Here is a 24633-nt window from a genome sequence, read left to right as displayed (position 1 = left end):
GAAGAAATCCCGATTGCAGGCGGTAGACCCATGAACACTTCTTCCTCCGCACGCCCCGCGGGCGGCGAACGCTACCTTGTCGGCGTCGATGTCGGCACGGGAAGCGCCCGAGCCGGCCTCTTCGACATGGCCGGCCGCATGCTGGCCTCGGGTAAGCGCGACATTTCGCTGTTCCGCGAGCCGGGCGCGATGGTCGAGCAGTCGAGCACGGAGATCTGGGCCGCCGTCTGCGCTTCGGTGCGCGAGGCCGTCGCCAAGGCGGGCATTGCGCCCGAGCAGGTCGCGAGCCTCGGCTTCGACGCGACCTGCTCTCTGGTCGTGCTCGGGGACGGGGGCAAGCCGCTTCCCGTCGGTCCCTCGGAGGATCCGGAACGCGATATCATCGTCTGGATGGATCACCGGGCAGTCGAGCAGGTCGAGCGCATCAATGCGCTGGGCCACGACGTGCTGCGCTATGTCGGCGGCATCATCTCGCCGGAGATGGAGACGCCGAAACTGCTCTGGCTCAAGGAGAACCGCCCGCAGGTCTTCGATGCCGCCTGGCAGTTCTTCGACCTTGCGGACTTCCTGACCTGGCGTGCGACGGACGATCTTGCACGCTCCACCTGTACCGTCACCTGCAAATGGACCTATCTCGCGCATGAGAAGCGCTGGGATCCCGGCTATTTCCGCGGTATCGGCCTCGGTGCGCTTGCGGATGAGGATTTCGCCCGCATCGGCCAGCGTGTCGTCGAGCCGGGCACGCCGCTCGGCAGCGGCCTGACGGCGCGGGCGGCGGCGGAACTCGGCCTTGTCGCCGGCATCCCGGTCGGCGCCGGCATGATCGATGCCCATGCGGGCGGCATCGGCACGGTGGGGGTCGACGGCCCGCCGGAAAACAATCTTGGTTATGTCTTCGGCACCTCTTCCTGCACCATGACCTCGACCCGCGAGCCGGTCTTCGTGCCGGGCGTCTGGGGGCCGTATTATTCCGCCATGGTGCCGGGCATGTGGCTGAACGAAGGCGGGCAATCGGCGGCCGGCGCGGCCATCGAGCAACTTCTCTCCTTCCATCCGGCGGCCGGCGAGGCCGCGGCGCTGGCAAAGGCACGGGGTGTTTCCCTGCCCGTGTTCCTGGCGGGGCTCGCCGAGGAAGGTGCGCCGACGCTTTCGGCCGTGGCAGGGCTGGCGGACGGCCTGCATGTCGTGCCCGAGTTCCTCGGCAACCGCGCTCCCTTCGCCGATCCGCATGCGCGCGCGGCGATCGTCGGCCTCGGCATGGAGCGCGACCTTGCCAATCTCGTCTCGCTCTACGTTGCCGGTCTCTGCGGCATCGGCTATGGCCTGCGCCAGATCATCGATGCGCAGGCGGCCGCCGGCGCGCCGATCGACAGGATCGTGATCAGCGGCGGTGCGGGCCAGCTCGATCTCATCCGCCAGCTCCTGTCCGATGCGACTGGCAAGACCTTGCTCGCGACACGGGCGGAAGAGCCGGTGCTGCTCGGCGCCGCCATTCTCGGCAGCGTCGCCGCCGGCGCCTTTCCGGACGTGCGCGCGGCGATGGCGGCTCTTTCGGCGACCGACCGTACCTACCAGCCGGCCGGCGGCGATATCGCGGCCCTGCATGCGAAGCGCTACGATGCCTTCACGCGGCTGCAGACATTGGCCCGGGAAATCCGGTAGGCGCCTGTTTCTCCGTAAGGCGTTTCGCTTTGCCGGAATGGCTTCAGGCGCTGATGAAGAGGGCGACAGGCTCGCCCGCAAGAGCTTCGGTGAGCGGCATGTCGCCGTCCAGTCGCAATAGACGGCCATCGAGCACCGACCGCACGGCGCGTCCGTGGAAGCGATCGGGGATGGTGATGGAAATGCCGCGCGTGGCATCTTCCGTCAGATGCAGGTTGCCGGGGTGCGTCTTGCCGAAGGTGCGGCGCGGGGCGACGGTAATGGCGAAGGTCTGCGGTACGCCGCGCAGGAAGGCGAGGGCCTGTGCGCCGCCATCCGAAAGGTCGAGCGGAAGGTAAGGCCCGGCGAACGGACCTTCCGGATTCTTCATCCGCGCGGCGAGCACGGTCGCGACCAGCCATTGTTTGTAGGCGGAGAAAGCGGTCCGGGTCGCGGGCGGCTTTTCCGAGAGGATGCCGGAGGGCGGCATGAACACGCGGTGGCCGGCCTGCCGCAGGGAGAAATCGCCGCGTTCGCTGCCCTGCCGTATATCCGGAACGCCCGGCATGGTCAGCTTGATCAGCGTTTGCGCGAGGGCGTTCATCAGGCCGGCATCGATGAAGGGCGGCAGGGTCGCGTCGAGATCGCGGAGGAACGCGTCGTTCCCGAACAGGCCTTCGACGACGCCGGCAAGCGCCTGCCCGGGATTGGTGTCCGGTTCGCGACCTTGCGGGTCGATGCGCCCCTGGCGTCGTATGAAGGCCTTCAGATCGGCGGCAAGGGCGCGGATCGCCGTGTCATCCTGGAGACCCGCGATCGGCCAGATGGCGGCGATGGCATTGTAGAGCAGCCGTTCCGTATCGGGCGCCGGGTTGATCCGGCCGGCAGGGTCGTGCAGCCTGCTTGCGCTGAGGGCGGACCAGCGTCCCGTTGCGCTGTGCCAGATGTCCGGCGCCTCGGCGAGGGCGTGGAGGCGGGCCCTGGTGTCTCCGCCACAGGCCGCGCCGAACGGCGCGATCGCGGACAGGCCATGTGGCATGGCTTCGGCGCGCGCCCGCATGGACGCGTGAAATGCCGCGGGACCGTTCGCCGGCGTGTCAGACAAGCAGGCCGCCATGTCCCGGGAGAGAAGAGGGTCGTCCGGCACCCTTGCCGCAACGCAGCCGCTCAACTGCTGGAAGCGGGCGCGGAACTCGCCGCAGCCGGCGAGCGTGACCGGGACCCTGTCGTCGGCCAGCAGTTCCCAGACGAAATCGATCGCCTCGCGGACTTCCGGCCGGTTGCCCTCCTGCGCGTGCTGCCGGGCCGTTGCGATGATCTCGCGGTCGCGGTCGCTGATATGGGTGGCGGTCGCATAGGTTCGTGCGACGGGCAGGGCGACGATCAAGGCGCGGATCGCCTCGGCAAGGGAGCTGCGGGAAAGGTCGGCATGAGTGCGGTCGGCGAGGGTTTTCGCCAGGAGGGTCAGCTGCCCGGCCTCGCTTTCGAAATCCGTCATGAGGATCTGCCGCTTGCAGGACTCCCTGGCCGTTTCCGTCCGCAGGCCGCCATCGGACGGGCCGCAGGCATGGCCGGTCATCATGCCCGTGAGGGCGGTGATGATTTCCCCGCCCGTCGTGCCGTGGACCGGCCATTCCGCCGCCAGCCGCTCGCTGTCGGCAAGGCGCTTGTCGACGATCAGATAGGCCGGGCCGACGGCAGCGCGCAGCCGCTCCAGATAGGCGCGCGGATCGGCGAAGCCATCGATGTGAAGAATGGCCAGCCCGTCCACCGTGCCTTCGCGGACGAGATCGATGACCAGCCGGTGGGCGTCGTCGAAGACCCTGGCGTCGTCGAGGCGCAGCCCGACAAGGTCGGCGGACCCGGACAGGCGCCGGTAGCCGGGATGCCGGCGCGCCGTCTTTCGTTCCACCAGCCGCCATGGCTGCGCCTCGTGGATGGCCGCGACCCGTTTCGGCTCGCGCGAGATTTCGGCAAGGATGCGGGCCACGACTTCCTGCTCGTCGACAAAGGCGAGCGGGCCGGCACGGGTGGTCGTGCCTTCGAAAGCCGCCGTCGGGGCGGCGATCAGCAATAGTTCCTCATGCGCCGCGAGGGCCTGCCGGCAGGTCTCGGGATGCAGGGGATAGAAGTCGCCGCGGTAGCACAGCGCTAGGACGCCCCGTTCCGGATCGAGTGCGAGGCGGATCTTGCCGTCCGCTGCTTCCGTTGCGAAATCCCCGTCGAGAACGGGCAAGGTCAGCTTGTCCGACCAGTCGATATCGAAATGCCCGGAAAACGGGCTTTCCTTGCCCCAGGTGACGACGCTGTGCCACCAGGGATTGTCAAGGCTCGCGGCCACATGGTTCGGTGCGATGTCGAGGATGAGCCCGAGACCCCGTGCCTTGAGATCGCCGGCAAGCTGGCGCAAGCCGTCGAGACCGCCGAGGGCGGGATCGACCGCGTTGGGATCGATGACATCGCGGCCATGGGACGATCCCTTTACGGCCGCCATCACCGGCGAGGCGTGGAGATGGCTGATGCCGAGACGCTGGAGATAGGACACCAGTTGACGCGCCTTCCCGAAGTCCATGCCGTTGCGGAACTGGAGGCGATAGGTGGAGGAAGGGCGGGTCATGGGGTCCTGGACATATGCGTTTTCTCGACCAGAAAACGCAAATCCTCCCGAATTGTTCCAAGGCATTTTCAGGGCGTTATGCCCGTCCTGCCCTTCAATGCGGGGAAACACAGGCGGTGCGGCGAGTGCGCGAGGCTAGGAGACGGGGTGTCTTTCGCGCGCGAAATGCCGCTTGAGGATGTCAAGCACCTCGCTTGCAAGCTCGCCCACGATGCCGTTCCGCTCCCAGGAATAGAGCGAGGCGACGACCGGCGGTTCCGGTGGAAAATCGGCAAAGCGTTTCACCCGCCACTCCTTCGCCGCGTCGACGGGCAGCAGCGAGAGACCGAGGCCGGCCTCGATGGCCATCAGCACGTTGCGCAGGCTGGCCGAGGTGAAGGCGACATACCAGCGCCGCCGTTCCCGCTCCAGGCGTTCGAACATGGCGTCCCGGTAGAGCCCGCCGGGCGGAAAGGTGACCAGCGGCACGGGATCGGGCAGGTCCGCCGGCGCGTCCAGCGCGATGAACCAGGCGATCGGTTCCTCGAAGCTCGCCCAGCTGTCGGCGCTCGGCGTGTCCTCCTTGAGCACGACGATGTCGAGTTCGCCGGAGCGGTAGCGCCGCGTCAGGTCGGCGCGCAGCCCCGTGGTGACGTCGAGGCGCGCCTCCTTGTGGCACCTGGCGAAGGCGGCGAAGGCGTGGGCCATTTCGGGCGTCGCGATATCGTCGGGCATGCCGATGCGCACCGATGTGGTGCCGGAGGTCTCCGCGACCAGCGTCAGCACCTCGGTCTGCAGCGCGAGGATGCGCCGGGCGTGGCCAAGCAGGCGTTCGCCCGTCACCGTCAGGCGCACGGGCCGCGCGGCGCGGTCGACCAGCTCCCGGCCGATCGCCTCCTCGAGGCGGGCGATCTGCTGGCTCATCGTCGACTGGGTCATGTGCAGGCGGTCGGCCGCGGCGGTGAAGCTGCCGGCATCGGCAATCGCCACGAAGGCCCGGAGCAGGCGCGGATCGAGCACGGGATCTCCATTGGAAATCGGAATGACAGCTATCTAAACATCTAATTTGCGCATGATTCAAGCGGATGGTAGCGATAGGCGAAGGTCGGCGGCTGCGCTCGGCCCGACATGTCTTTTCAGCACGAAAGTCGAACCATGACGGATACGCGCTCCGGCCGCGATTGGGCAATGCTTGCACTGGTGGTGCTGATCGGCCTCAACCTCCGGCCCTTCCTCGCGGCCCCGGCGCCGATCCTGGCGGAGATCGGCGCGGATACCGGCCTCGGTTATGGCGGCATCGCGATGCTGACGCTGCTGCCGATGCTCCTGATGGGCCTCGGCGCCTTCGTGGCGCCGGGTCTTCTGGTGCGGCTCGGCGCGCGGCGCGGCCTGCTGATCGCGCTGGCCGTGCTCTTCGCCGGCTCGGCGTTGCGCCTCGTTGCCTGGGACGGCCTGTCGCTGATCGTGACGGCGGCGCTCTGCGGCATCGGCGTCGCCTTCATCCAGGCGGCCTTTCCCGGCATCATCAAGGCGCGCTTTCCGGCAAGCGTGCCTATCGTGACGGGGCTCTATTCGGCGATGATCATGGCCGGCGGCGCCTTCGGGGCGCGGCTGATGCCGGTGCTCGTGCATGCCGGCTATGGCTGGCGGGCGTCGCTCGCCTGGCTGGCGCTGCCGGTTGCCGTCGCGCTCGCCGCGTCCTGGCGCATCCTGCCGGCCGTGAAGTCGAGCCGCCCCGACGGCGCGCTGACGTGGCGGCTCCTGCGCCGGCCGAGGACCTGGGCGTTGATGGGCGCCTTCGGGCTGGTCAATGCCGGTTATTGCTCGATGATCGCCTGGCTTTCGCCCTATTACCAGGCACAGGGCTGGACGAGCGCCGACAGCAGCGATCTCGTCGCCGTCATGGCGATCTGTCAGGCCGTCGCCGCGCTCGGCCTCCCCATCCTGGCGCGCGGCAATGTCGACCGCCGCCGCTGGCTCTGGCTGACGATTTTCTTTCAGGCCGTCGGTTTCTTCGGCCTTGCTGTCCTTCCCGGTATGGCGCCGGCCGCGTGGGCCGGGCTGTGCGGCGCGGGTCTTGGCGGCAGCTTCGCGCTTGCCATCGTCACCGCGCTCGACCATCTGCCGCGGCCCGAGCAGGCCGGTGCGCTGGCCGCGCTGATGCAGGGCGGCGGCTTCCTCATCGCCGCGCTCGGCCCCTATGCGATGGCGCTGCTGCACGACTGGACGGGCGGCTTTGCGGCGGGCTGGGTGCTGCATCTCGGCTGCGTGCTGGCAACGGCGCTGCTCTATCTGCGCTTCGACCCGCGGCACTATCCGGTGGCGATGCCCTCCACCCCATGAACGAAGAAACCCGCGCCGGGTGCGGCGCGGGTTTCCGGTCGGGTGACGTCTGGCCTAACGACGGCCGCCGAAGGGGCGCAGGTTCATGTGGCGGTTGACGTCCTTGTAGAGCAGGTAGCGGAACGGGCCGGGGCCGCCGGCATAGCAGGCCTGCGGGCAGAAGGCGCGCAGCCACATGAAGTCGCCGGCCTCCACCTCCACCCAGTCCTGGTTCAGGCGATAGACGGCCTTGCCCTGCAGCACGTAGAGCCCGTGCTCCATGACATGGGTTTCTGCGAAGGGAATGACGGCGCCGGGCATCAGAGTGACGATCGTCACATGCATGTCGTGGCGCAGGTCGTTCGGGTCGACGAAACGCGTCGTCGCCCAGCCGCCGTTCGTGCCGGGCATGGCCGCCGGGGTGATGTCCTTCTCGTTGAGGATCAGCGGTTCGGGATGGGCAAGGCCATCGACGGCCTCATAGGCCTTGCGGATCCAGTGGAAGCGGGCATGGACGCCAGAGCGGTTATGCAGCGACCATTTCAGGGCCGGCGGCAGGAAGGCGTAGCCGCCCGGCTGCAGCACGTGCTTGCCGGTCGGCAGCGTCAGTTCCACCTCGCCATCGACGACGAAGAGCACGCCCTCGGCCTCGGGATCCTGCTCCGGCCGGTCGCTGCCGCCGCCCGGCGCCACTTCCATGACATATTGCGAGAAGGTCTCGGCAAAGCCGGAAAGCGGGCGGGCGATGACCCAGCAGCGCGTGTCGTTCCAGAAGGGCAGGAAGCTGGTGACGATGTCCTGCATCACTCCCTTGGGGATCACCGCATAGGCCTCGGTGAAGACGGCGCGGCCGGTCAGGAGGTCGCTCTGCGGAGGATGCCCGCCGAGGGAGGAGTAGTAGCTTCGTTGCATCGTCTCAGGCCCTTTGGTTGCGTGTTTCCGGTGGTCTTCGGCGGGGCGTTCGTCGCCCGCTCATCTCTTCGCGCCGGCCTTTTCCAGCAGCGCGGCGATCTCGCCATAGCCGCGGCCGCGGGCATGCCGGAGCGGGCTGACGCCGTCATTGTCGGCAAGCTCGACATCGGCGCCGGCGGCGATCAGCAGCGCGACGATCTCGACATGGCGTGGCCCGCCGTCACCGAGGATGATCGCCTCCAGGAGCGCCGTCCAGCCAAGGCGGTTGACATGATCGACATCGGCGCCGGCCTTGATCAGCGTGTCGACGGTCTCGACATGGCCGCGCTCGGCGGCCGGAATGATGGCGGTGCCGCCATAGCGGTTGGTGCTCTTGAGGTCGGCGCCGTGGGAAAGCGTCAGCTTCAGGATCTCGAGATGGCCGCGCGCGCCGGCATAGAGATAGGGGCTGTCGCTGATGGCGTCCTTGGCGTTGACGTCGGCGCCGGCCTCCATCAGCGCGCGGGCGGCGTTCACCCTGTTGCCATGCGTGGCGACGAGCAGTGCCGTCGCGCCGCTGGCGTCCCGCGCGTTGATGCTGGCGCCCCTGGCGAGCAGCGTCTTGATGGCGGCGGCGTCATCGGCGGCGGCCGCCTTGTGCAGTTGCATATCCATGGCATTTTCGCCGGCAAGAAGGGGAGGACAGAAAGCCGCAAGGAGAAGCCAGGCCGACAGCAGGGCGAGTTTCAGCATGCGCGTTCCCGTTGGTTCGTGGCGTCAAACTAGCAGGGGCCGATGCCATTAGAAAATTAAATGTGTAAATCAATATCATGCAGAAAATGGAATTTGTGCGGAGCTGCTCCCTACGCGCCTGAAGACAAGCAGGGCCTCCTGCACACCCTCATCGGCGGACAAGGAAAACCCGGAGCGGATCGCTCCGCCCCGGGTTCCGCCCCCGCCCCGAAAGGAGACCGTTACAGGCCGACTGCGGCGATGGCGGCGTCCATGCGCTCACGGGCCTTCTTCGGCAGCTTGCCGGTCTTGACCGCATCGAGATTGGCTGGCGCATCGCCGACGACCACGATGCCCACCATGCCCATGCCGACATGCGGCGTGCACTTGACGCCATAGGCGCCGGGCTTGTCGAAGGTGACCTTGAAGTTCTCGTTGATCTTGCTCTTGAAGGCTTCCGCCCCCTCGGGGATCATGTCCTTGATGGTCTCGACATTGTGCCCCTTGTCAGTCGGGATGAAGGTGACGGTATCGCCGGGGGCGACCTTCACGAAGGCCGGCTCGAACACCATGGCGCCTTCGGCACCCTTGTTCAGCATATGCACTTCGAAATCTGCCGCTGCTGCCGGAAGCGCAAGCGCCAGAATGACTGCTGCCGCGCCGACGATGCTCTTTGCCATGATACGCACTGGAATTCTCCTTGCTGACGAACGTCTCTCGTTCATGAGCAAGGAAGTAGACCCGCCGACGGTCTAGCTCTTTGACTTTAATCAAACAACGCGGCGATGGTGCGTGGCGTCCTGTCGCAGGTCCGTCGATCGTTGTTCTATACTGCCCCGTGCATTGCACAGGCCGGAAAAATCGCGGATAGAGGCAGGATGACGAACGGTGCCCCTCTCGACATGAACACTCCCGACGAAACGAAGGATGCGCTGCCGCGCGAGCGCCGCCGCTCGCTGGCGATCGGCCTCCTGAAGGCGCGCGAGGCGGTGATGAGCCATTTCCGGCCGATCCTTGCCGACCACGACGTGACCGAACAGCAATGGCGGGTGATCCGTGCGCTTTCGGAAGCCGGCACGCTCGATGCGACGGAGGTGGCGGAGAAGGCCTTCATCCTGGCGCCGAGCCTGACGCGCATGCTGCGTTCGCTGGAGGAGCGTGGCCTGATCACCCGGCACAAGGACAAGGAAGACGGACGCCGCGTGCTGCTGCGGCTCGCGCCGGTCGGCCAGGCCGTCATCGACGAGGTCATGCCGGATTCCCGCCGCGTCTATGCGGATATCGACGCCCGTTTCGGCGCCGAGCGCGTCGAGGAACTGCTCGACATGCTGGAAGAACTCGCCGCCCTCAAGCTCGACGGCAAGGCGGGCGGCGAGGAATAGGGCAATTCCGGATCAGTAGACCCTGGCGCCGGCCGGGGCCTTCGCCGGCTCGGCGGCCTTGAAATCGGCGAGCAGCTTCGTCGTGGCATTGGCGAGCAGCGTCACGTCGTTGCCGATGGCGACGAAGGTGGCGCCGAGCTCCAGGTAGCGCTTGGCAAGCCCGAGGTCGCCGATCAGGATGCCCGCCGCCTTGCCGTGTCCCTGGATCTTCTTCAGCGCCTTTTCCACCTCGGCCTGCACTTCGGGCGCGCCCGGCCTGCCGAGGAAACCCATGTCGGCGGCGAGGTCGGCCGGACCGATGAAGACGCCGTCGACACCCTCGGTTCCGGCGATGTCGTCGAGCGCCTCCAGCCCGGCGCGGCTTTCGACCTGCAGCAGCAGGCAGATTTCCGCGTTCGCCGTCTGCAGATAGTCCGCCGTGCGGTTGAACGCGGAGGCTCTGGCGAGCGCCGCGCCGACGCCGCGCACGCCATGCGGCGGATAGCGCACCGCCTTCATCATCGCCTCGGCCATCGCCTTGCTGTCGACCATCGGGATGAGCAGCGTCTGCGCGCCGATATCCAGCAATTGCTTGACGATCCAGGTCTCGCCGACCGGCGGGCGGATGACGGCGTGGCTTGCCGTGCCCTTCATCGCCTGGAGCTGCGAGACGAGCAGCGGCACGTCGTTCGGCGCGTGCTCGGCATCGAGCAGCAGCCAGTCGTAGCCGGCCTCGGCGCAGATCTCGACCGTGTAGGGATTGGCGAGCGCCTGCCAGAGGCCGATCTGCGCGCGACCTTCGCGGAGCGCCTGCTTGAAGCGGTTTTTCGGAGCGGGCATCTTTCCACCTCAGGCGAAGAACAGGCTGACGGTGCCGTAGGGGCCGAAATCGCCGACGATCGTATCGCCGTGGCGGGCTTCCACCGGCCGGATGAACGAACCGGCGAGCACGATCTGGCCGGCCTCGATGCCGTCGCCATACTGCGCCAGCCGGTTGGCGAGCCAGGCGACGCCGCGCGCCGGCTGGTTGAGCACGCCGGCGCCGAGGCCGGTTTCCTCGACCTCCGCATTGCGGCTGACGATGGCGCCCATCCAGCGCATGTCGATCGCATCCGGCCGCACCGCGCGCCCGCCGGTGACGATGCCGGCATTGGCCGCATTGTCGGAGATCGTGTCGAAGATGGTGCGTGCCGTCTTCGTTTCGGGGTCGACGCGCAGGATGCGCGTGTCGAGGATTTCCAGCGCCGGGGTGACGTAGTCCGTGGCGTTCAGCACGTCGAAGACGGTGATGCCCGGCCCTTTCAGCGGCGCCTTCATCACGAAGGCGATCTCCGCCTCGACGCGCGGCTGGATGAAGCGGCCGGCCGGCACGGTCGCGCCGTCCTCGAAGACCATGTCGTCGAAGAGCACGCCGGAATCCGGGATGTCGATGTTCAGCGCATATTGCATGGCCTTGGAGGTGAGGCCGATCTTCCAGCCGATCACCCGGCGGCCGTCGGCGATCTTCTTCTTCACCCAGGCCCCCTGAATCGCATAGGCGTCGTCCATGGTGATGCCGGGGTGCTTCAGCGAGAGAAGGCCGGTCTGGATGCGGGTGCGCTCGGCCTCGTCGAGGCTGGCCGCGGCGGCGTGGATCTCCTCTGGCGTCATCATGGTCAGACCTCGTCGGCGATGGTGTTGCGGAGCGTGCCGATGCCCTCGGCCTCGACCTCGACCACGTCGCCCGGTTTCAGCCAGATCGGCGGATCGAAGCGCGCGCCGGCGCCGGTCGGCGTGCCTGTCACGATGACGTCGCCGGGCACGAGCGTCGTGAAGGTGGAGATATAGGCGATGATCTTGCGGAAGGAGAAGATCATGCGGCTGGTGCGGTCGCTCTGGCGCACATCGCCGTTGACGCGGGTTTCGAGCCGGATATCCGCAAGCTGGCTTTCGTCCGCATAAGGCACGAGCCAGGGGCCGATCGAGCCGCTCCGGTCGAAGTTCTTGCCCTGGGTGACGTTGAACTTGGCATGGCGCACCCAGTCGCGGATGGTGCCCTCGTTGCAGAGCGAGAGTGCCGCGATGTGGCTCAGCGCGTCGGCTTCGGCGATCCGCCGCCCACCCTTGCCGATGACGATGACGATCTCGCCCTCGTAGTCGAGCTGCGGGCTTTCCGGCGGGCGGATCAGCGGCCGGTCGTGGCCGGTGAAGGAGCGCGGGAAGCGGATGAACAGCGAGGGATTGGCGGGGGCGGCCTGGCCGTCCTTGTATTCCGCGTTGCGGTCAGGAAAGTTCACGCCGACGCAGATGATCTTCTCCGGCGCGGGGATCGGGATCTCGTAGGTGATCTCGTCCAGCGCATGATCCGGCTTCTGCCCGGCTGCGGCCTCCAGCAGTTCGCCGAAGGCGCCGGCTTCCACGACCTCCTTCAGCGTCGGGAAGTGGTCGGCAAAGCGGGCGGAAAGGTCGATCACGCCGTCCGCGACGATCAGGCCGTAGCCCTTGCGCGGGCCGATGCTGAAGCTGGCAAATCTGGGATGGTCCATCCTGGTGTTCCCTGGCAGTGCCACCGGGCAGAGGCCTCTGCCGGCGGCGTCCTCGATGCGGTCGGCGCGCCCTTCAGGGCGCGATGATGGGCTGGGCCTTGAGCTGCGGATCCGCGACCTCGGTGCCGGCGAAGAGGCTGCCATGCTCGAACCAGGATTTTGGCGCCGGAGCCCCCCAGAGCGTCTGGCGCTGCGGGTCCTTCAGGTCCCACTTGATCGGCTCGAGGTCGGGGTCGACCGTCTGGTAGTCCGAGCAGTAGATCTCGATGCGGTGCCCGTCGGGATCGAGGATGTAGAGGAAGAAGGCATTGGAAATGCCGTGGCGGCCGGGGCCGCGCTCGATATGGTCGACCCAACCGGTCGTCGCCATCAGGTCGAGCAGGTCGATGATGTTGAGCGGCGTCGGCACCCAGAAAGCGGTGTGGTGCAGGCGGGGTCCACGGCCATTGGTGAAGGCGATGTCGTGCACGCCGCCCTTGCGATGGGTCCAGGCCGCCCAGAGCTTTCCGGTCTCTTCGTCCTCGGTATATTCCGTCACGCGGAAGCCGAGCTCGTTGTAGAAGGCGACGGAGGCGTCGACATCCGGCGAGAAGCAGTTGAAGTGGTCGATGCGCAGCGGCTTGACGCCGCGATAGAGCGCATATTTCTGGTGGATCGGCGGCAGGCGGTCCATCTTCGTGTAGAATTCCAGGGGAATGCCGTGCGGATCGCGCGTGCGGAAGGTGCGGCCCTGGTAGGGGCGCTCGACCCATTCCACCGGCAGGCCCTTGCCCTTGAAGAAGTGCACGGCCTTTTCGAGGTCCTCTTCGTCGAAGACCTTGAAGCCGAGGTCGCGGGCTTCCGGCTTGTCGGATTTCCTCAGCACGATGCAATGGTGGCCGCGCTCCTCCATGGCCCGCAGATAGATCGTGTCGGCGGTCTCGTCCGTCACCTGCAGGCCGAGCGTGTCGACATAGAAGGCACGGGACTTTGCAAGGTCGGTGACGCCGAACTCGACATGGCTGAGGCGCACGATGTTGAAGGGCGGGTAGAGGTTCGGCTGGGGTACGGGCATGGGTTCCTCCTCAAGCCCGCCTCGGCAGGCGAGGACGGGCGCAGTCTGGTCTTCCGGCGGTCAGCCGCCGAGCTTCGGGATGGCATGGGCGCTCGTGGCGAAGGCGATGTTCTTTGTCTCCATGTAGAAGTCGAAGGACCAGTCGCCGCCATCGCGGCCGATGCCGGAATTCTTCACGCCGCCGAAGGGCGTCGGCAGGTGGCGCACATTCTCCGAATTCACCCAGATCATGCCGGCGTCGAGACGATCGGTGAAGCGGAAGGCGCGGGTGACGTCCGATGTCCAGAGATAGCCGGTGAGGCCGTACTGGACGTCGTTGGCGAGCGCGAGCGCCTCGGCCTCGTCCTTGAAGGGGATGGCGGTCAGCACCGGCCCGAAAATCTCCTCCTGGGCGATGCGCATGCCGTTGTTCGCCCCGGTGAACAGCGTCGGCGCGACATAGCAGCCGCCACCCGGCCCGTCGAATTTTTCCCCGCCGGCCGCGACCGTCGCGCCCTCGGACCGGCCGATGGCGATGTATTCGAGAACCTTCTTCTCATGCACCGGGTGGATCAGCGGGCCGATGACGGTTTCCGGATCGAGCGGATGGCCGACCTTGATGCGTTTCGCCTTCTCGGCGACGAGGGCGGTGAAGCGGTCGTAGACGCTCTCTTCCACCAGCAGGCGGGAGGAGGAAGTGCAGCGCTCACCGTTCAGCGAATAGATCATGAAGACGGCGGCGTCCGCCGCACGTTCGAGATCCGCGTCGGCGAAGACGATGACCGGGTTCTTGCCGCCGAGCTCGAAATGCACGCGCTTCAGCGTGTCGGCGCCCTGCTTCATGATCATCGATCCGGTGCGGCTTTCGCCGACGAAGCCGATGGCCTTGATCAGGGGATGCTCGGTCAGCGCCTTGCCGGCATCCTCGCCAAAGCCGTTGACGAGGTTCCACACGCCCTTGGGCAGGCCCGCGTCCTCGGCGATCTCCACGAGCAGGCGCGCCGTCAGCGGCGAGAACTCGGCCGGCTTGTGCACGATGGTGCAGCCGGCGGCGAGTGCCGGGGCGATCTTCCAGGTGGACAGCATGAAGGGCGTGTTCCACGGCGTGATGATGCCGACCGGGCCGATCGGCACGCGGGTCGTCATGTTGACCTGGCCCTCGGCGCGCAGCGTCCTGCCGTCGCGGGCCTCCGGCGCGCGGTCGGCGAAGAAGCGGAAGTTCTCCGCCCCGCGCAGCGCGGCCTTGGCCATGAAGCGCAGCGACTGCCCGGTGTCCATGCATTCGACGAAGGCGATCTCCTCCGCCCGCGCCACGATGGCATCGGCGATCTTGTGCATGAGCTTCTTGCGCGTTCCGCCCGGCATGGCGGCCCAGTCGGCGAAGGCGGCCCTGGCGGCCTTCGCCGCGCGATCGATGTCGGCGGCCGTGCCTTTTGCTACCGTGGCGAGCGGCGCTAGGTCGACGGGCGAGATGGTCTCGAAGGTCACGCCGCCCTCGGCCGGCAGGTCCTCGCCGGCGATGCGGTTGAGGATGCCCTTCTCCTTGAAGCGGGCAAGATAGGCCGCCGCCTTCGCCATGTTTTCCTGGTGTTTCGACATGAGAGTATCCTGGGGATTTCCGTTATTTGGCGCGCAGGCGCGGATGGATGGCGTTCTTCTTCCAGCTCAGCTCCGCGTCGATCTCGCGGATTTCCAGCGAAAGCGCGAAGTGCGGCGTCTCGAAGAGCGGGGCGAGGAGCCGGCTTGCGGTGGCAAACAGCGCCTCGCCGGTGCGCGTCTTCTCCTGCGCGCTGCGGCCCTTGCCGATGCGCAGGTTGAGGTCGACGAAGGCGTTTTCCGGCAGAAGGTCGGCAATCGCATAGTGATCTGCCCTGAGCGCCCGCACGCGCACTGCGCCGATCTCGAAAAGGCCGGTTTCCAGCATCGTTTCGAGCAGCGCCGCGCAGAGGGCGCCGAGATCCGCGCGGCCTTCCAGATTGGCCGAATATTCCACTGTCAGATGCGGCATGGTTCCTCCCGCGCACGGCATTTTTATTTAACATGTTAAATAGAAGGCCGCTTGTCAAGGGGCTATCACTGTTCTCAGCCCCCGAAGCTGCCGGCCTGGGTCGGCACATGCACGTAGTTGCGGTCGAAATAGAGCAGCGCATGTCCGTCGCGCCGGCAACGGATGTCCACGACCTCGCCGATGAGGATGTTGTGCGTGCCCACCAGCCGGGCCTCCGTCAGCCGGCAATCGAAGGAGACGATGGCATCGGCCAGCGCCTGGTTGCCGGAGGGAAGGTCGGTCCACGCCGCATCGGCATAGCGCGCCTCCATATCGGCCTCGCGCCCGGCGAAGGAGGCGGCGAGCGCCTTGTGCTCCTGCGTCAGCACGTTGACGCAGAAGCGGCGGTTCTCGATGAAGAGGCCGCTCTGTGCCGAGCGGCTGTTCATGCAGACGAGCAGCGTCGGCGGCTCGTCGGTCACCGAGCACATGGCGGTGGCGGTGAAGCCGCCACGCCCGGCGGCGCCCTTGGTGGTGATCACGTTGACCGGGGCGCAGACCCGGGCCATCGCATTGCGGAACTCGGTTCTGGAAATGCCGGTGTCCATGGCAGCCCCCTCATTCGGCCGCGTCGCGGACGGAATCGCCGCCAAGCGGCGGCAGCCAGGTGTCGCCGGTCCAGCCGCCTTCGTCGTAGTCGGCCATGCACTGGTCGACCAGCGCCTCCATCTCCTTCAGCCGCCCGCCGCGCTCGGCGCCCTTCAGCACCTGCAGGCGCACCTCCTCCGGCGCGCCGGCATAGTTCAATTCGTAGAGCGCATGGCGGCCGCCGAATTCCGTGCCGGTCGCATCCCATAGGAGCTTCATGATCTTGATGCGCTCGACATGTCCCATGTCGTTAGAGCCGCGCACATATTGCGCGAGATAGCGGTTGATCTCCGGGTTGGAGAAGTCCTTTGCCGAGGAGGGCAGGTAGATGAGCCCGGAGGCCACCGTGCGGCGCACGATGTCGATGACCTTCGGATAGGCCTCCGACATGAAGGTGCGGTAGCAGAGCGCCGCTTCCAGGTTCGGCAGCACCGCGCCGCTCGCCCAGGGGATCGGGTTGTAGGCCATGGCGTTGGAGAAGGACCAGAACTGGTGGCGGATGGCGATCACTTCGCCGAGCATCGCCTGGTTGCCGCGGAAGGCATCGCCCCCGGTGGCGCGCAGGGCCTTTGCGAGCAGGCCGGCGAGAAAGTCCATCTTCACCGCAAGACGCGTGCAGCCCTGGAAACAATAGCCGTGCATGAAGCCCGAGGCCGGGTGGAAGGACAGGATCTTGGCCGCGTCGCGCAGCACCAGCACGTCCTCCCAGGGCACGAAGACATTGTCGAGCACCAGGATCGCGTCGTTCTCGTCGAAGCGCGAGGAAAGCGGATAGTCGAAAGGATGGGCAGCAAGCGCCGCCGTCTGCTCATAGGAGGTGCGGCAGAACATCTTCACGCCGGGCGCATTCATCGGCAGGATGAACATGACCGACAGCGACGGGTCCTCGGTCACGGTCGCCGAGCTCTGGGCGAGGAAATTGTAGTGCGTCAGCGCCGAGGAGGTGGCGACGACCTTGGCGCCCGAGACATAAATCCCGGCATCCGTCTCCTTCGTGATGTGCACGAAGACGTCCTTCACCGCGTCGGCCGGCTTGTGGCGGTCGATCGGCGGGTTGACGATGGCGTGGTTCATGAAGAGCACGCTTTCCTGCGCGCGGCTGTGCCAGGAAAGCGCGTTGTCCTTGAACGGGCCGTACCAGTCGGCATTGGCCCCGAGCGTGTTCATCAGCGCCGCCTTGTAATCGGCCGTGCGGCCCATCCAGCCGTAGGACATGCGCGCCCAGTCGGCGATGGCGCCCTGCTGGGCGACGAGATCGGCGGCGGAATGGGCGACGCGGAAATATTTGTGCGTGTAGCCGCCGGAGCCCGTGTCGGTCGGCGATGTCAGGCGTTCCTTGCGCTTCGGGTCGTGCAGCGCATCGTACATGCGGGCGATGGAGCGGGCCGAATTGCGCATGGCCGGATGGCTGGTGACGTCTGCGATGCGTTCGCCGTTGATATAGACCTCGCGCCCGTCGCGCAGGCTTGCGAGATATTCGGCGCCGGTGAACGGCCGGGTCTTGTCGCTGCGATGATCTTCCGCGCGCATGGGGTGCTCCTCCTCAAAAATCCTGACAAACGCTAAGTCGGGGGCGTCCGGAGTGCCATGGACAAACACGGCAATTCGCTGGTACTTTTTCCGGCATGACCCCGCGTAAGGATGTCCCCGCCTTCTTCGTCTATGGCGAGCCGAGCCGCACGCTCGACGTTGGCTTCCTGCATGTCGAGACGGTGATGGAGCGCAAAAGCCTGCATTTCGGGCAGGTCGCGCCGCACAAGCATCCGTTGATGGGACAGATCACCTACTGGTTCAAGGGCGGGGGGCGTTACCGGATCGAGGATCGGACTTGGAATTTTTCCGCTCCGGCGATCAGCTTCGTGCCGAGCAACGTCGTGCACGGCTTCGATGTCGGCGAACAGTCGGACGCCATCGTCGTCTCCATCTCGGATGACCAGTTGAGGGCGATGGCGCCGCAGGTGGACCTGGCGCTCGATGCGCCGGTGCTGCTTTCCGGCGCGGCGGATGCCCCCGGCTGGATGCGGATCGACGCGCTGCTTGCCATGGTGATGGAGGAGTATCGCGGTGGCGCGGGGGCGAGCGAGCGGGTGCTTGCCGGGCTGATCGGCGTCGTCCTCTCGCTGATGGCGCGGCTTGGCGGCGCGGGCGGCTTTGCGGCGGCCTCGCCTGCGGTCGCGCTGGGGCTGGAGCTGCGCCGCGCCATCGACCGGCACTACCGGGAGGACTGGCCGGTCGGGCGCTATGTCGAACGGCTGGCGACGACGCCGCACCTGCTCGACAAGGCGGCGCGAACGGTCTTCGGCCAGACGGTGAAGGACATGGTGCTGGAACGGCGCCTGCTGGAGGCCAAGCGCCTGCTGCGCTTCACCATCCGTCCGGTGGAGGATATCGGCCGGGAGATTGGCTTCGAGGATCCCGCCTATTTCTCGCGTTTCTTCCGCAAGCGGGCCGGCCTTTCCCCGACGGACTGGCGTGCGCGGAATTCCGAGGCGTCCGGTGCCGGCTGAGGCTGCCTGCGCCAAGGTGGTCAATCTGTCGCCGTCTTCCTGTCTCCGGGCATCTTTCCCTCACCGCGTTCGGAGGGTATCGTCATATTTCAAGAAATACAGCGATGGAGCGTTGCATGGTCCGGTTGAATGAGATCCGCGAGAACGAGGTGGCCATCACCCCGCCGGAGACCGCGGACGCGCACATCGTCTTCATCGGCCGGATTTCGACGCCCTGGACCTCGCGCATGGAAACGCCGCGCCAGGGGCGCCCCGACGGGCCGGTCTGCACCATCGAGGTCTTCGAGCCCTGGGTGCAGGCATTGAAGGGGGCCGAGCGTTTCGAGCGGCTGGAGGTGCTCTACTGGCTGCACCAATCGCGCCGCGACCTCGTGCTGCAAAGCCCGGCCTCGAACGGCGAGGTGCACGGCACCTTCTCGCTGCGCTCGCCCGTCCGGCCCAATCCGATCGGCACGTCGATCGTCGTCCTGGAGAAGATCGAGGGCAACCGGCTGTTCGTGCGCGGGCTCGATTGCCTCGACGGCACGCCGCTGATCGACCTGAAGCCGGAGCGCAGCCTGTTCAAGCCGATCGCGCCGCCGCAGAAGGGTGATTTCGCGACCGAGCCGGTGCATATGTGCAAGAAGATCGACGATTGAAGCAATTCCAGTGAAAGTGCGAAGCGGTCTTGCGCCCGGAATTGCGCCGGGACACCCTAATCGTCGATACCCACCATCACGTCCGATGCCTTGATCAGCGCATAGGCCTCCCGGCCGGCGGCAAGGCCGAGTTCGTTCACCGCATCGTTGGTGATGGCGGCGGTGATGATCGATCCGCCGACATCGATGCGGACATGGGCCGTCGTCGCGCCGAGAACGACTTCGACGATCTTGCCCTTGAGGCGGTTGCGTGCGCTGATCTTCATGCGGTTCCTCCTGTTGCTGGAAGGGAAGGTAGGAGGGGCGGGCCGGATTGGTAGCCTCCGCGGTTGCTCACGCTGTTTACCGCCGCGCGGAAGCGGGGCGCCGCGCGGCGGTCAATTCGTATTTGAATGAATAATTCTTCTGTGGCAGTGTTCGCCGTGCTTGGAGGAGGCCCGCATGATCGTCGATACGCACCTGCATCTCATCTACCGGGACCGGCTGTCCTATCCCTGGCTTGCCGGCGTGCCGCCGCTCGATGCCGATTTCACGCAGGAGGCCTATGCGCGGGAAGCGCGTCGCCTCGGCATCGTCGCGGCGCTGCATATGGAAGTGGACGTGGCGGAGGGCGATATTGCGCGCGAGACGGCCGTGGTCGAGGCCCTCGCGGGAGAGACGGGCAGCCTGCTCGTCGGCGCCATCGCCGCCTGCCGGCCGGAATCGCCGGATTTTCCGGCCTATCTCGAGGCGGTCCTCGCCAATCCCTTCGTGCGCGGCTTCCGCCGCGTGCTGCATGTCGTGCCGGACGATGTCTCGGAAGGCGCGCTCTTTCGCGAGAACATCCGGCGGCTGGCGGGCACCGGCCTCAATTTCGATCTCTGCGTCCTGCCGCATCAGATCGGGAAGGCGATCGCGCTGGCGGACCTGGCGCCCGACGTCTCCTTCGTGCTCGACCATTGCGGCGTGCCCGACATCAAGGGTGGCGGCTTCGATGCCTGGAAGGGGCCGGTCGCGGAGATCGCGCGCCGGCCGAACGTCACGGTGAAGCTGTCCGGCATCCCCGCCTATGGCGCGGAAGACTGGACGCTGGAGGACCTGAAACCCTATTTCGCCCATGTGGCGGAGCATTTCGGCTTCGAACGCATGGTCTGGGGCAGCGACTGGCCGGTCTGCACGCTCGGCGGCGGGCTTTCCACCTGGATCGGCGCGACGCAGGCGCTGCTGTCAGGTGTCAGCCTGGAAGACAAGCGCCGCGTGCTCTCGGAAAATGCCGGGCGGCTCTGGAAAATCGCCCCGCAGGCCTGAGGTCAGAGGGCGTCGTCCGGCTGCAGGCTCCGCTCGCGCCAGCGTGCCGTGCGCGCGATCCATTCGCGCGTGCGCGCCTCCGGATCGGCGTTCAGCGTGATGTCGGTCACCACGGCGGCGCTGTCGGCGCCGTTTTCGAAGACGGCCGGCAGGCGATCCGGGTTGAGCCCGCCGATGGCGACGAGGGGAAGCGGTGCGATGCGCCTCTTCCAGTCCCTGAGCCGCTCGACGCCCTGCGGCGCCCATTTCATCGTCTTCAGGATCGTCGGCCAGACCGGGCCGAGCGCGACATAATCGGGCCTTGCCGCAAGGGCGATGTCGAGCTCCGCATCGTCATGGGTGGAAAGGCCGAGCTTCATTCCCGCCGCGCGGATGGCGCCGACATCGGCGGTCGCCAGATCCTCCTGGCCGAGATGCATGTAATCGCAGCCCTCCTCGATGGCGATCTGCCAGTAGTCGTTGACGATGAGCTGGCAGCCATGTTCGGCGCAGGTGGCTTTTGCCCGGCGGATCTCGTCACGCAGGCGATCGTCCGGCATGTTCTTCATGCGCAGTTGCACGAGCTTCACGCCGACCGGCACGAGCCGGTCGATCCAGTCGGCGCTGTCGACGATGAGGTAGAAGGGATCGAGCGTCATGAGAAGACGGCCTTTCCGATGACGGGGGTGGAGGGAACGGCCATGTCGCGCGGCTCCAGCGGCACGGCGGCATGGGCGAGGCGGCCGGCATCGATGGCAAGCGCAAAGGCTTCGGCCATCGCCGCCGGATCGCCGGCGCCGGCGACGGCGGTGTTGAGCAGCACGGCGTCATAGCCGAGTTCCATGACGCCGGCGGCGTGCGAGGGGCGGCCGATGCCGGCATCGACGATCAGCGGCACGTCAGGGAAATGCGCCCGGAAGGCGCGCAGCGCCATCGGGTTCACCGGCCCCATGGCCGAGCCGATCGGCGCGCACCAGGGCATCAGCACGCGGCAGCCGGCCTCGATAAGCTTTTCCGCGACGACGAGGTCGTCCGTCGTATAGGGGAAGACCTGGAAGCCTTCCCCCGTCAGGATGCGCGCCGCCTCGACGAGGCCGAAGACGTCGGGCTGCAGCGTGTCGTGATGGCCGATCACCTCCAGCTTGATCCAGTCCGTGCGGAAGACCTCGCGGGCCATCCTGGCCGTCAGCACGGCCTCCTGCACGCTGTGGCAGCCGGCGGTGTTGGGCAGGACATGCACGCCGAGCGCATGGATCAGCTCGAAGAACGCGCCGCCCGCCTTGCCGCCGGCGGTTTCCCGCCGCAGCGACACGGTGACGATCTCCGCCTTCGCGCGGCGCACGGCCTCGGCGAGGGTCGCGGGGGAGGGATAGCGGGCGGTGCCGAGCAGCAGGCGCGAGCGCACCCCGGTATCGTAGAGCTTCAGCATGTCAGCCTCCCTGCATGGGCGAGAGGATTTCGATGCGGTCGCGCGCGCCGAGCGTGAAACCGGCGCGGTCTTCGCGGTGCACCAGCTCGCCGTTGACCGCCGTCGCCAGCCATTCGCCTTCGTAGTCCAGCGCGGACAGGAGGTCGGCGAGCGTCGTCGCCGCGACCTCCTGTTCCTCGCCGTTGATGATGAAGGTCATGATGCCCTCCTTTCCGGTCGTGCCTGTTCTGCAAGAAGCCGCCGCGCGACCTCCGCCGCCATGGCGGGGGCCAGCAGGAAGCCGTGGCGATAGAGGCCGTTCACATGGAGCGTGCCATCATGCTCGCTGACGCGCGGCAGGTTGTCGGGATAGGCCGGGCGGATGCCGGCACCGGTTTCCGTGAGCCGCGCCTCGCCAAAGGCCGGGTGCAGCGTGTAGGCGGCGTTCAGCAGCTCCATGAGCGAGCGGGCGGTGATGCCGCCGCCGTCGGCGCTTTCGATCATGGTCGCGCCCACCATGAAGCGGTTCCTTCCGCGCGGCACGACATAGATCGGGTGGCGCGGATGCAGCAGGCGGACGGGGCGGGAGAGGCTGATCTCCGGGGTCTCCACATAGAGCATCTCGCCGCGCACGCCCCTAAGATCCGGCAGACTGCCGATCCGGGCCGCGCCGGTGCAGTCGACCACGCGGTCGTAGCGTGCCGCATCCGGCGTGCCGTCCGCGCCGAAGAGGAAGCGCATGCGCGCCTCCTCGAGCCCGGCGGTGAGGGCCGAGAGCGCCCGTTGCGGATCGAGATGGGCTTCCTGCCGGAAGAACAGGGCCTTGGGGAAGCGGCCGGCGAGATCCGGTTCCAGCGCGGCGATGGCGGCATCGTCCAGCCATTCCCAGCCGCTCGTCCGGCGGGCGAAGCGGTCGAGCTCCCCGGCATCGCGGCCGGCGGCGACGACCAGCGTTCCCCGGCGCCTGACATGGCCGGGCACGGCCGCCTCCCACCAGTCGGCCGCCGAGCGGCCGAGCGTGAGCACGGGCTCCTCCGCGCTTTCCCGCTCGCACCAGGGGGCCAGCATGCCGCCGGCAAAGCCGGAAGCCCCGAGGCCCACCTTTTCGGCGCGCTCGGTGATGGTGACGTCGAAACCGTGGCGATAGAGCTGCCAGGCGACCGTGAGGCCGGCAACGCCGGCCCCCTTGACGAGGACGCGCATGGTCATTCTCCGGCCGGGACGCCGGCAAGCGGCATGTAGAGGTCGCCGCCGTCGCGATATTTCGCCGCCATGGCCTCCAGCCCCTCCTTCTGCGCCTCGGCGCGGATGTCGTGCGAGATGCGCATGGAGCAGAATTTCGGGCCGCACATGGAGCAGAAATGCGCCACCTTGTGCGCCTCCTTCGGCAGCGTCTCGTCATGGAAGGCGCGGGCGGTTTCCGGGTCGAGCGAGAGGTTGAACTGGTCCTCCCAGCGGAACTCGAAGCGGGCGCGAGACAGCGCGTCGTCGCGGATCTTCGCTGCCGGATGGCCCTTGGCGAGGTCGGCGGCGTGGGCGGCGATCTTGTAGGTGATGACGCCGACCTTCACGTCGTCGCGGTCGGGCAGGCCGAGATGTTCCTTCGGCGTGACGTAGCAGAGCATGGCCGTGCCGAACCAGCCGATCATCGCCGCGCCGATGCCCGAGGTGATGTGGTCGTAGCCGGGGGCGATGTCGGTCGTCAGCGGCCCGAGCGTGTAGAACGGCGCCTCGCCGCAGGTCTTCAGCTGCTTGTCCATGTTCTCCTTGATCTTGTGCATCGGCACATGGCCGGGGCCTTCGATCATGACCTGGCAGTCCTTTGCCCAGGCGATCTGCGTCAGCTCGCCGAGCGTTTCGAGTTCGGCGAACTGCGCGGCGTCGTTGGCGTCGGCGATCGAGCCGGGGCGCAGCCCGTCGCCCAGCGAGAAGGAGACGTCATAGGCGCGGCAGATGTCGCAGATCTCCTCGAAATGCTCGTAGAGGAAGCTTTCCCGGTGGTGATGGAGACACCACTTGGCCATGATCGAGCCGCCGCGCGAGACGATGCCGGTGACGCGGCCCACGGTGAGCGGGATATAGGCGAGCCGCACGCCGGCATGGATGGTGAAATAGTCGACGCCCTGTTCGGCCTGCTCGATCAGCGTGTCGCGGAAGACCTCCCAGGTGAGGTCCTCGGCAATGCCGTTGACCTTCTCCAGCGCCTGGTAGAGCGGCACGGTGCCGATCGGGACCGGCGCATTGCGGATGATCCATTCGCGGATGTTGTGGATGTTGCGGCCGGTGGAGAGGTCCATGACCGTATCGCCGCCCCAGCGGATCGCCCAGACCATCTTCTCGACCTCTTCCGCCATGGAGGAGGTGACGGCGGAATTGCCGATATTGGCGTTGATCTTCACCAGGAAGTTCCGGCCGATGATCATCGGCTCGGCTTCCGGATGGTTGATGTTGGCCGGGATGATGGCCCGGCCGCTCGCGACTTCCTGGCGAACGAATTCCGGCGTCACGAAATCCGGGATATGGGCGCCGAAGCTCTCGCCGTCGCGGATGAGCGCCTCTTTGGCGGCCTTGCGGCCGAGGTTCTCGCGGATGGCGATGAATTCCATTTCCGGCGTGATGATGCCGGCGCGGGCATAGGCGAGCTGTGTCACCGCCTTGCCGTCCTTCGCTCGGCGCGGCCGGTTGCGCACGGGAAATTCCGGCGTCAGCCGTTCGCCGGTGGCAAAGCCGTTGTCTTCCGGGCGGATGTGGCGGCCTTCATAGTCCTCGGTGTCGCCGCGCGCTGCGACCCAGGCCTCGCGCAGCCGCGGCAGGCCGCTCTCGATCGAGACGACATGGGCGGGGTCGGTATAGGGGCCGGAGGCGTCGTAGACGATGACCGGCGGTTCGCCGGAGGTCGGGTGCAGCGCGATCTCGCGCATCGGCACGCGGATCTCCGGGTGCTGCTCGCCGGCTATGTGGACCTTTCGCGAGGCGGGCAGGGCCCCCGTCGTGACGGTGGGGGTGAGCTTCTGGGCGGCAATGTTCATCGTGAGGCTCCAAGTTTGCGGTTGGAGACCCAGTCCTAGAGCCGGAATG

General features: G+C 67.1%; 25 protein-coding genes. 6 read left to right on the top strand and 19 right to left on the bottom strand.

Annotation, left to right across the window (positions count from 1 at the left end; all coding sequences use genetic code 11):
- Positions 1 to 30 precede the first annotated feature (30 nt).
- Positions 31 to 1662 (top strand): FGGY-family carbohydrate kinase, encoded by a 1632-nt coding sequence (locus tag shn_RS16350; protein WP_064331352.1) that lies wholly within the window; start codon positions 31 to 33, stop codon positions 1660 to 1662.
- A 43-nt stretch (positions 1663 to 1705) separates the two neighbouring features.
- On the opposite strand, the gene treY is transcribed toward shn_RS16350, so the two are convergent.
- The gene (gene treY / locus shn_RS16345) at positions 1706 to 4258 is read right to left on the bottom strand and encodes a malto-oligosyltrehalose synthase (protein ID WP_064331351.1); all 2553 of its coding nucleotides are present in this window, start codon (positions 4256 to 4258) and stop codon (positions 1706 to 1708) included.
- Between the two features lie 135 nt (positions 4259 to 4393).
- Entirely contained in the window at positions 4394 to 5257 is an 864-nt protein-coding gene (locus tag shn_RS16340) for a LysR family transcriptional regulator (protein WP_064331350.1), read from the bottom strand.
- A gap of 135 nt (positions 5258 to 5392) precedes the next feature.
- Between shn_RS16340 and shn_RS16335 the strand changes: the two genes are divergently transcribed.
- Positions 5393 to 6580 carry a cyanate transporter gene (locus shn_RS16335; RefSeq protein WP_064331349.1) on the top strand — a complete coding sequence of 396 codons (1188 nt, stop codon included), beginning with the start codon at positions 5393 to 5395 and terminating at the stop codon, positions 6578 to 6580.
- Positions 6581 to 6634: 54 nt separating this feature from the next.
- Here shn_RS16335 and shn_RS16330 read toward each other — a convergent pair whose 3' ends face one another.
- The 3 genes from shn_RS16330 to shn_RS16320 all read right to left on the bottom strand — a co-directional run bounded on the left by shn_RS16330 (position 6635) and on the right by shn_RS16320 (position 8862).
- On the bottom strand, positions 6635 to 7471 hold the full coding sequence (locus shn_RS16330) for a bifunctional allantoicase/(S)-ureidoglycine aminohydrolase (RefSeq protein ID WP_064331348.1): 837 nt from the start codon (positions 7469 to 7471) through the stop codon (positions 6635 to 6637).
- A 60-nt stretch (positions 7472 to 7531) separates the two neighbouring features.
- Positions 7532 to 8203 (bottom strand): ankyrin repeat domain-containing protein, encoded by a 672-nt coding sequence (locus shn_RS16325; RefSeq protein ID WP_064331347.1) that lies wholly within the window; start codon positions 8201 to 8203, stop codon positions 7532 to 7534.
- Between the two features lie 221 nt (positions 8204 to 8424).
- Positions 8425 to 8862 carry a pseudoazurin gene (locus tag shn_RS16320; RefSeq protein ID WP_206362222.1) on the bottom strand — a complete coding sequence of 146 codons (438 nt, stop codon included), beginning with the start codon at positions 8860 to 8862 and terminating at the stop codon, positions 8425 to 8427.
- Positions 8863 to 9060: 198 nt separating this feature from the next.
- On the opposite strand from shn_RS16320, the gene hpaR reads away from it, so the two are divergent.
- A complete protein-coding gene (gene hpaR / locus shn_RS16315; RefSeq protein WP_145925947.1) occupies positions 9061 to 9564 on the top strand; it encodes a homoprotocatechuate degradation operon regulator HpaR in 504 nt (167 codons plus the stop codon).
- Between the two features lie 12 nt (positions 9565 to 9576).
- Here the strand turns inward: hpaR and hpaI are convergent, their stop codons facing one another.
- From hpaI to shn_RS16275, 8 genes are all read right to left on the bottom strand, one after another.
- Positions 9577 to 10383 carry a 4-hydroxy-2-oxoheptanedioate aldolase gene (gene hpaI / locus shn_RS16310; protein WP_064331345.1) on the bottom strand — a complete coding sequence of 269 codons (807 nt, stop codon included), beginning with the start codon at positions 10381 to 10383 and terminating at the stop codon, positions 9577 to 9579.
- Between the two features lie 9 nt (positions 10384 to 10392).
- Entirely contained in the window at positions 10393 to 11196 is an 804-nt protein-coding gene (gene hpaH, locus shn_RS16305) for a 2-oxo-hept-4-ene-1,7-dioate hydratase (RefSeq protein ID WP_064331344.1), read from the bottom strand.
- A gap of 2 nt (positions 11197 to 11198) precedes the next feature.
- The gene (locus tag shn_RS16300; RefSeq protein ID WP_064331343.1) at positions 11199 to 12068 is read right to left on the bottom strand and encodes a fumarylacetoacetate hydrolase family protein; all 870 of its coding nucleotides are present in this window, start codon (positions 12066 to 12068) and stop codon (positions 11199 to 11201) included.
- A 73-nt stretch (positions 12069 to 12141) separates the two neighbouring features.
- On the bottom strand, positions 12142 to 13122 hold the full coding sequence (gene hpaD / locus shn_RS16295) for a 3,4-dihydroxyphenylacetate 2,3-dioxygenase (protein WP_064331342.1): 981 nt from the start codon (positions 13120 to 13122) through the stop codon (positions 12142 to 12144).
- 60 nt (positions 13123 to 13182) lie between these two features.
- Positions 13183 to 14700: a 5-carboxymethyl-2-hydroxymuconate semialdehyde dehydrogenase gene (gene hpaE, locus shn_RS16290; protein WP_064331341.1), complete on the bottom strand. Its 1518-nt coding sequence runs from the start codon at positions 14698 to 14700 to the stop codon at positions 13183 to 13185.
- Positions 14701 to 14722: 22 nt separating this feature from the next.
- Positions 14723 to 15109 carry a 5-carboxymethyl-2-hydroxymuconate Delta-isomerase gene (locus shn_RS16285; RefSeq protein ID WP_064331340.1) on the bottom strand — a complete coding sequence of 129 codons (387 nt, stop codon included), beginning with the start codon at positions 15107 to 15109 and terminating at the stop codon, positions 14723 to 14725.
- A 74-nt stretch (positions 15110 to 15183) separates the two neighbouring features.
- A complete protein-coding gene (locus shn_RS16280) occupies positions 15184 to 15696 on the bottom strand; it encodes a flavin reductase (protein ID WP_064331339.1) in 513 nt (170 codons plus the stop codon).
- Between the two features lie 10 nt (positions 15697 to 15706).
- Entirely contained in the window at positions 15707 to 17266 is a 1560-nt protein-coding gene (locus shn_RS16275; protein WP_064331338.1) for a 4-hydroxyphenylacetate 3-hydroxylase N-terminal domain-containing protein, read from the bottom strand.
- A gap of 95 nt (positions 17267 to 17361) precedes the next feature.
- Here shn_RS16275 and shn_RS16270 point away from each other — a divergent pair, with 95 nt between their 5' ends.
- Positions 17362 to 18243 (top strand): helix-turn-helix domain-containing protein, encoded by an 882-nt coding sequence (locus tag shn_RS16270; RefSeq protein ID WP_064331337.1) that lies wholly within the window; start codon positions 17362 to 17364, stop codon positions 18241 to 18243.
- Positions 18244 to 18359: 116 nt separating this feature from the next.
- Positions 18360 to 18881, top strand: coding sequence for a tRNA (N6-threonylcarbamoyladenosine(37)-N6)-methyltransferase TrmO (gene tsaA / locus shn_RS16265; RefSeq protein WP_064332650.1), 522 nt, complete (start codon positions 18360 to 18362; stop codon positions 18879 to 18881).
- A 56-nt stretch (positions 18882 to 18937) separates the two neighbouring features.
- Here tsaA and shn_RS16260 read toward each other — a convergent pair whose 3' ends face one another.
- On the bottom strand, positions 18938 to 19147 hold the full coding sequence (locus shn_RS16260; RefSeq protein WP_064331336.1) for a molybdopterin-binding protein: 210 nt from the start codon (positions 19145 to 19147) through the stop codon (positions 18938 to 18940).
- Positions 19148 to 19322: 175 nt separating this feature from the next.
- On the opposite strand from shn_RS16260, the gene shn_RS16255 reads away from it, so the two are divergent.
- Positions 19323 to 20168, top strand: a complete 846-nt coding sequence (locus shn_RS16255; protein ID WP_064331335.1) for an amidohydrolase — start codon at positions 19323 to 19325, stop codon at positions 20166 to 20168.
- Positions 20169 to 20170: 2 nt separating this feature from the next.
- Here the strand turns inward: shn_RS16255 and shn_RS16250 are convergent, their stop codons facing one another.
- From shn_RS16250 to thiC, 5 genes are read right to left on the bottom strand one after another with little or no spacing between them, the layout of a single operon-like run.
- Entirely contained in the window at positions 20171 to 20806 is a 636-nt protein-coding gene (locus tag shn_RS16250; RefSeq protein ID WP_064331334.1) for a thiamine phosphate synthase, read from the bottom strand.
- The gene (locus shn_RS16245) at positions 20803 to 21576 is read right to left on the bottom strand and encodes a thiazole synthase (protein WP_064331333.1); all 774 of its coding nucleotides are present in this window, start codon (positions 21574 to 21576) and stop codon (positions 20803 to 20805) included. Before shn_RS16245 ends, shn_RS16250 begins: the two co-directional genes overlap by 4 nt.
- 1 nt (position 21577) lies before the next feature.
- Positions 21578 to 21775, bottom strand: coding sequence for a sulfur carrier protein ThiS (gene thiS, locus shn_RS16240; protein ID WP_064331332.1), 198 nt, complete (start codon positions 21773 to 21775; stop codon positions 21578 to 21580).
- Positions 21772 to 22758, bottom strand: a complete 987-nt coding sequence (thiO, locus tag shn_RS16235) for a glycine oxidase ThiO (protein WP_206362179.1) — start codon at positions 22756 to 22758, stop codon at positions 21772 to 21774. Before thiO ends, thiS begins: the two co-directional genes overlap by 4 nt.
- Before the next feature lie 2 nt (positions 22759 to 22760).
- A complete protein-coding gene (thiC, locus tag shn_RS16230; RefSeq protein ID WP_064331330.1) occupies positions 22761 to 24584 on the bottom strand; it encodes a phosphomethylpyrimidine synthase ThiC in 1824 nt (607 codons plus the stop codon).
- Positions 24585 to 24633 lie beyond the last annotated feature (49 nt).

The organism is Shinella sp. HZN7 (assembly GCF_001652565.1).
GTDB classification, from domain to species: domain Bacteria; phylum Pseudomonadota; class Alphaproteobacteria; order Rhizobiales; family Rhizobiaceae; genus Shinella; species Shinella granuli.
This window is presented reverse-complemented; position numbering and strand designations above follow the sequence as displayed.

Coding starts and splice junctions, on each gene's coding strand:
- shn_RS16270 (WP_064331337.1), top strand. CDS start 17,362: ATGACCCCGCGTAAGGATGTCCCCGCCTTCTTCGTCTATGGCGAGCCG.
- hpaE (WP_064331341.1), bottom strand. CDS start 14,700: ATGTCGAAACACCAGGAAAACATGGCGAAGGCGGCGGCCTATCTTGCC.
- shn_RS16280 (WP_064331339.1), bottom strand. CDS start 15,696: ATGGACACCGGCATTTCCAGAACCGAGTTCCGCAATGCGATGGCCCGG.
- shn_RS16330 (WP_064331348.1), bottom strand. CDS start 7,471: ATGCAACGAAGCTACTACTCCTCCCTCGGCGGGCATCCTCCGCAGAGC.
- shn_RS16320 (WP_206362222.1), bottom strand. CDS start 8,862: ATGGCAAAGAGCATCGTCGGCGCGGCAGCAGTCATTCTGGCGCTTGCG.
- shn_RS16325 (WP_064331347.1), bottom strand. CDS start 8,203: ATGCTGAAACTCGCCCTGCTGTCGGCCTGGCTTCTCCTTGCGGCTTTC.
- thiC (WP_064331330.1), bottom strand. CDS start 24,584: ATGAACATTGCCGCCCAGAAGCTCACCCCCACCGTCACGACGGGGGCC.
- shn_RS16300 (WP_064331343.1), bottom strand. CDS start 12,068: ATGGACCATCCCAGATTTGCCAGCTTCAGCATCGGCCCGCGCAAGGGC.
- shn_RS16250 (WP_064331334.1), bottom strand. CDS start 20,806: ATGACGCTCGATCCCTTCTACCTCATCGTCGACAGCGCCGACTGGATC.
- hpaD (WP_064331342.1), bottom strand. CDS start 13,122: ATGCCCGTACCCCAGCCGAACCTCTACCCGCCCTTCAACATCGTGCGC.
- shn_RS16335 (WP_064331349.1), top strand. CDS start 5,393: ATGACGGATACGCGCTCCGGCCGCGATTGGGCAATGCTTGCACTGGTG.
- shn_RS16275 (WP_064331338.1), bottom strand. CDS start 17,266: ATGCGCGCGGAAGATCATCGCAGCGACAAGACCCGGCCGTTCACCGGC.
- hpaR (WP_145925947.1), top strand. CDS start 9,061: ATGACGAACGGTGCCCCTCTCGACATGAACACTCCCGACGAAACGAAG.
- shn_RS16255 (WP_064331335.1), top strand. CDS start 19,323: ATGATCGTCGATACGCACCTGCATCTCATCTACCGGGACCGGCTGTCC.
- shn_RS16245 (WP_064331333.1), bottom strand. CDS start 21,576: ATGCTGAAGCTCTACGATACCGGGGTGCGCTCGCGCCTGCTGCTCGGC.
- shn_RS16285 (WP_064331340.1), bottom strand. CDS start 15,109: ATGCCGCATCTGACAGTGGAATATTCGGCCAATCTGGAAGGCCGCGCG.
- hpaI (WP_064331345.1), bottom strand. CDS start 10,383: ATGCCCGCTCCGAAAAACCGCTTCAAGCAGGCGCTCCGCGAAGGTCGC.
- thiO (WP_206362179.1), bottom strand. CDS start 22,758: ATGCGCGTCCTCGTCAAGGGGGCCGGCGTTGCCGGCCTCACGGTCGCC.
- shn_RS16350 (WP_064331352.1), top strand. CDS start 31: ATGAACACTTCTTCCTCCGCACGCCCCGCGGGCGGCGAACGCTACCTT.
- hpaH (WP_064331344.1), bottom strand. CDS start 11,196: ATGATGACGCCAGAGGAGATCCACGCCGCCGCGGCCAGCCTCGACGAG.
- thiS (WP_064331332.1), bottom strand. CDS start 21,775: ATGACCTTCATCATCAACGGCGAGGAACAGGAGGTCGCGGCGACGACG.
- tsaA (WP_064332650.1), top strand. CDS start 18,360: ATGGTCCGGTTGAATGAGATCCGCGAGAACGAGGTGGCCATCACCCCG.
- shn_RS16260 (WP_064331336.1), bottom strand. CDS start 19,147: ATGAAGATCAGCGCACGCAACCGCCTCAAGGGCAAGATCGTCGAAGTC.
- treY (WP_064331351.1), bottom strand. CDS start 4,258: ATGACCCGCCCTTCCTCCACCTATCGCCTCCAGTTCCGCAACGGCATG.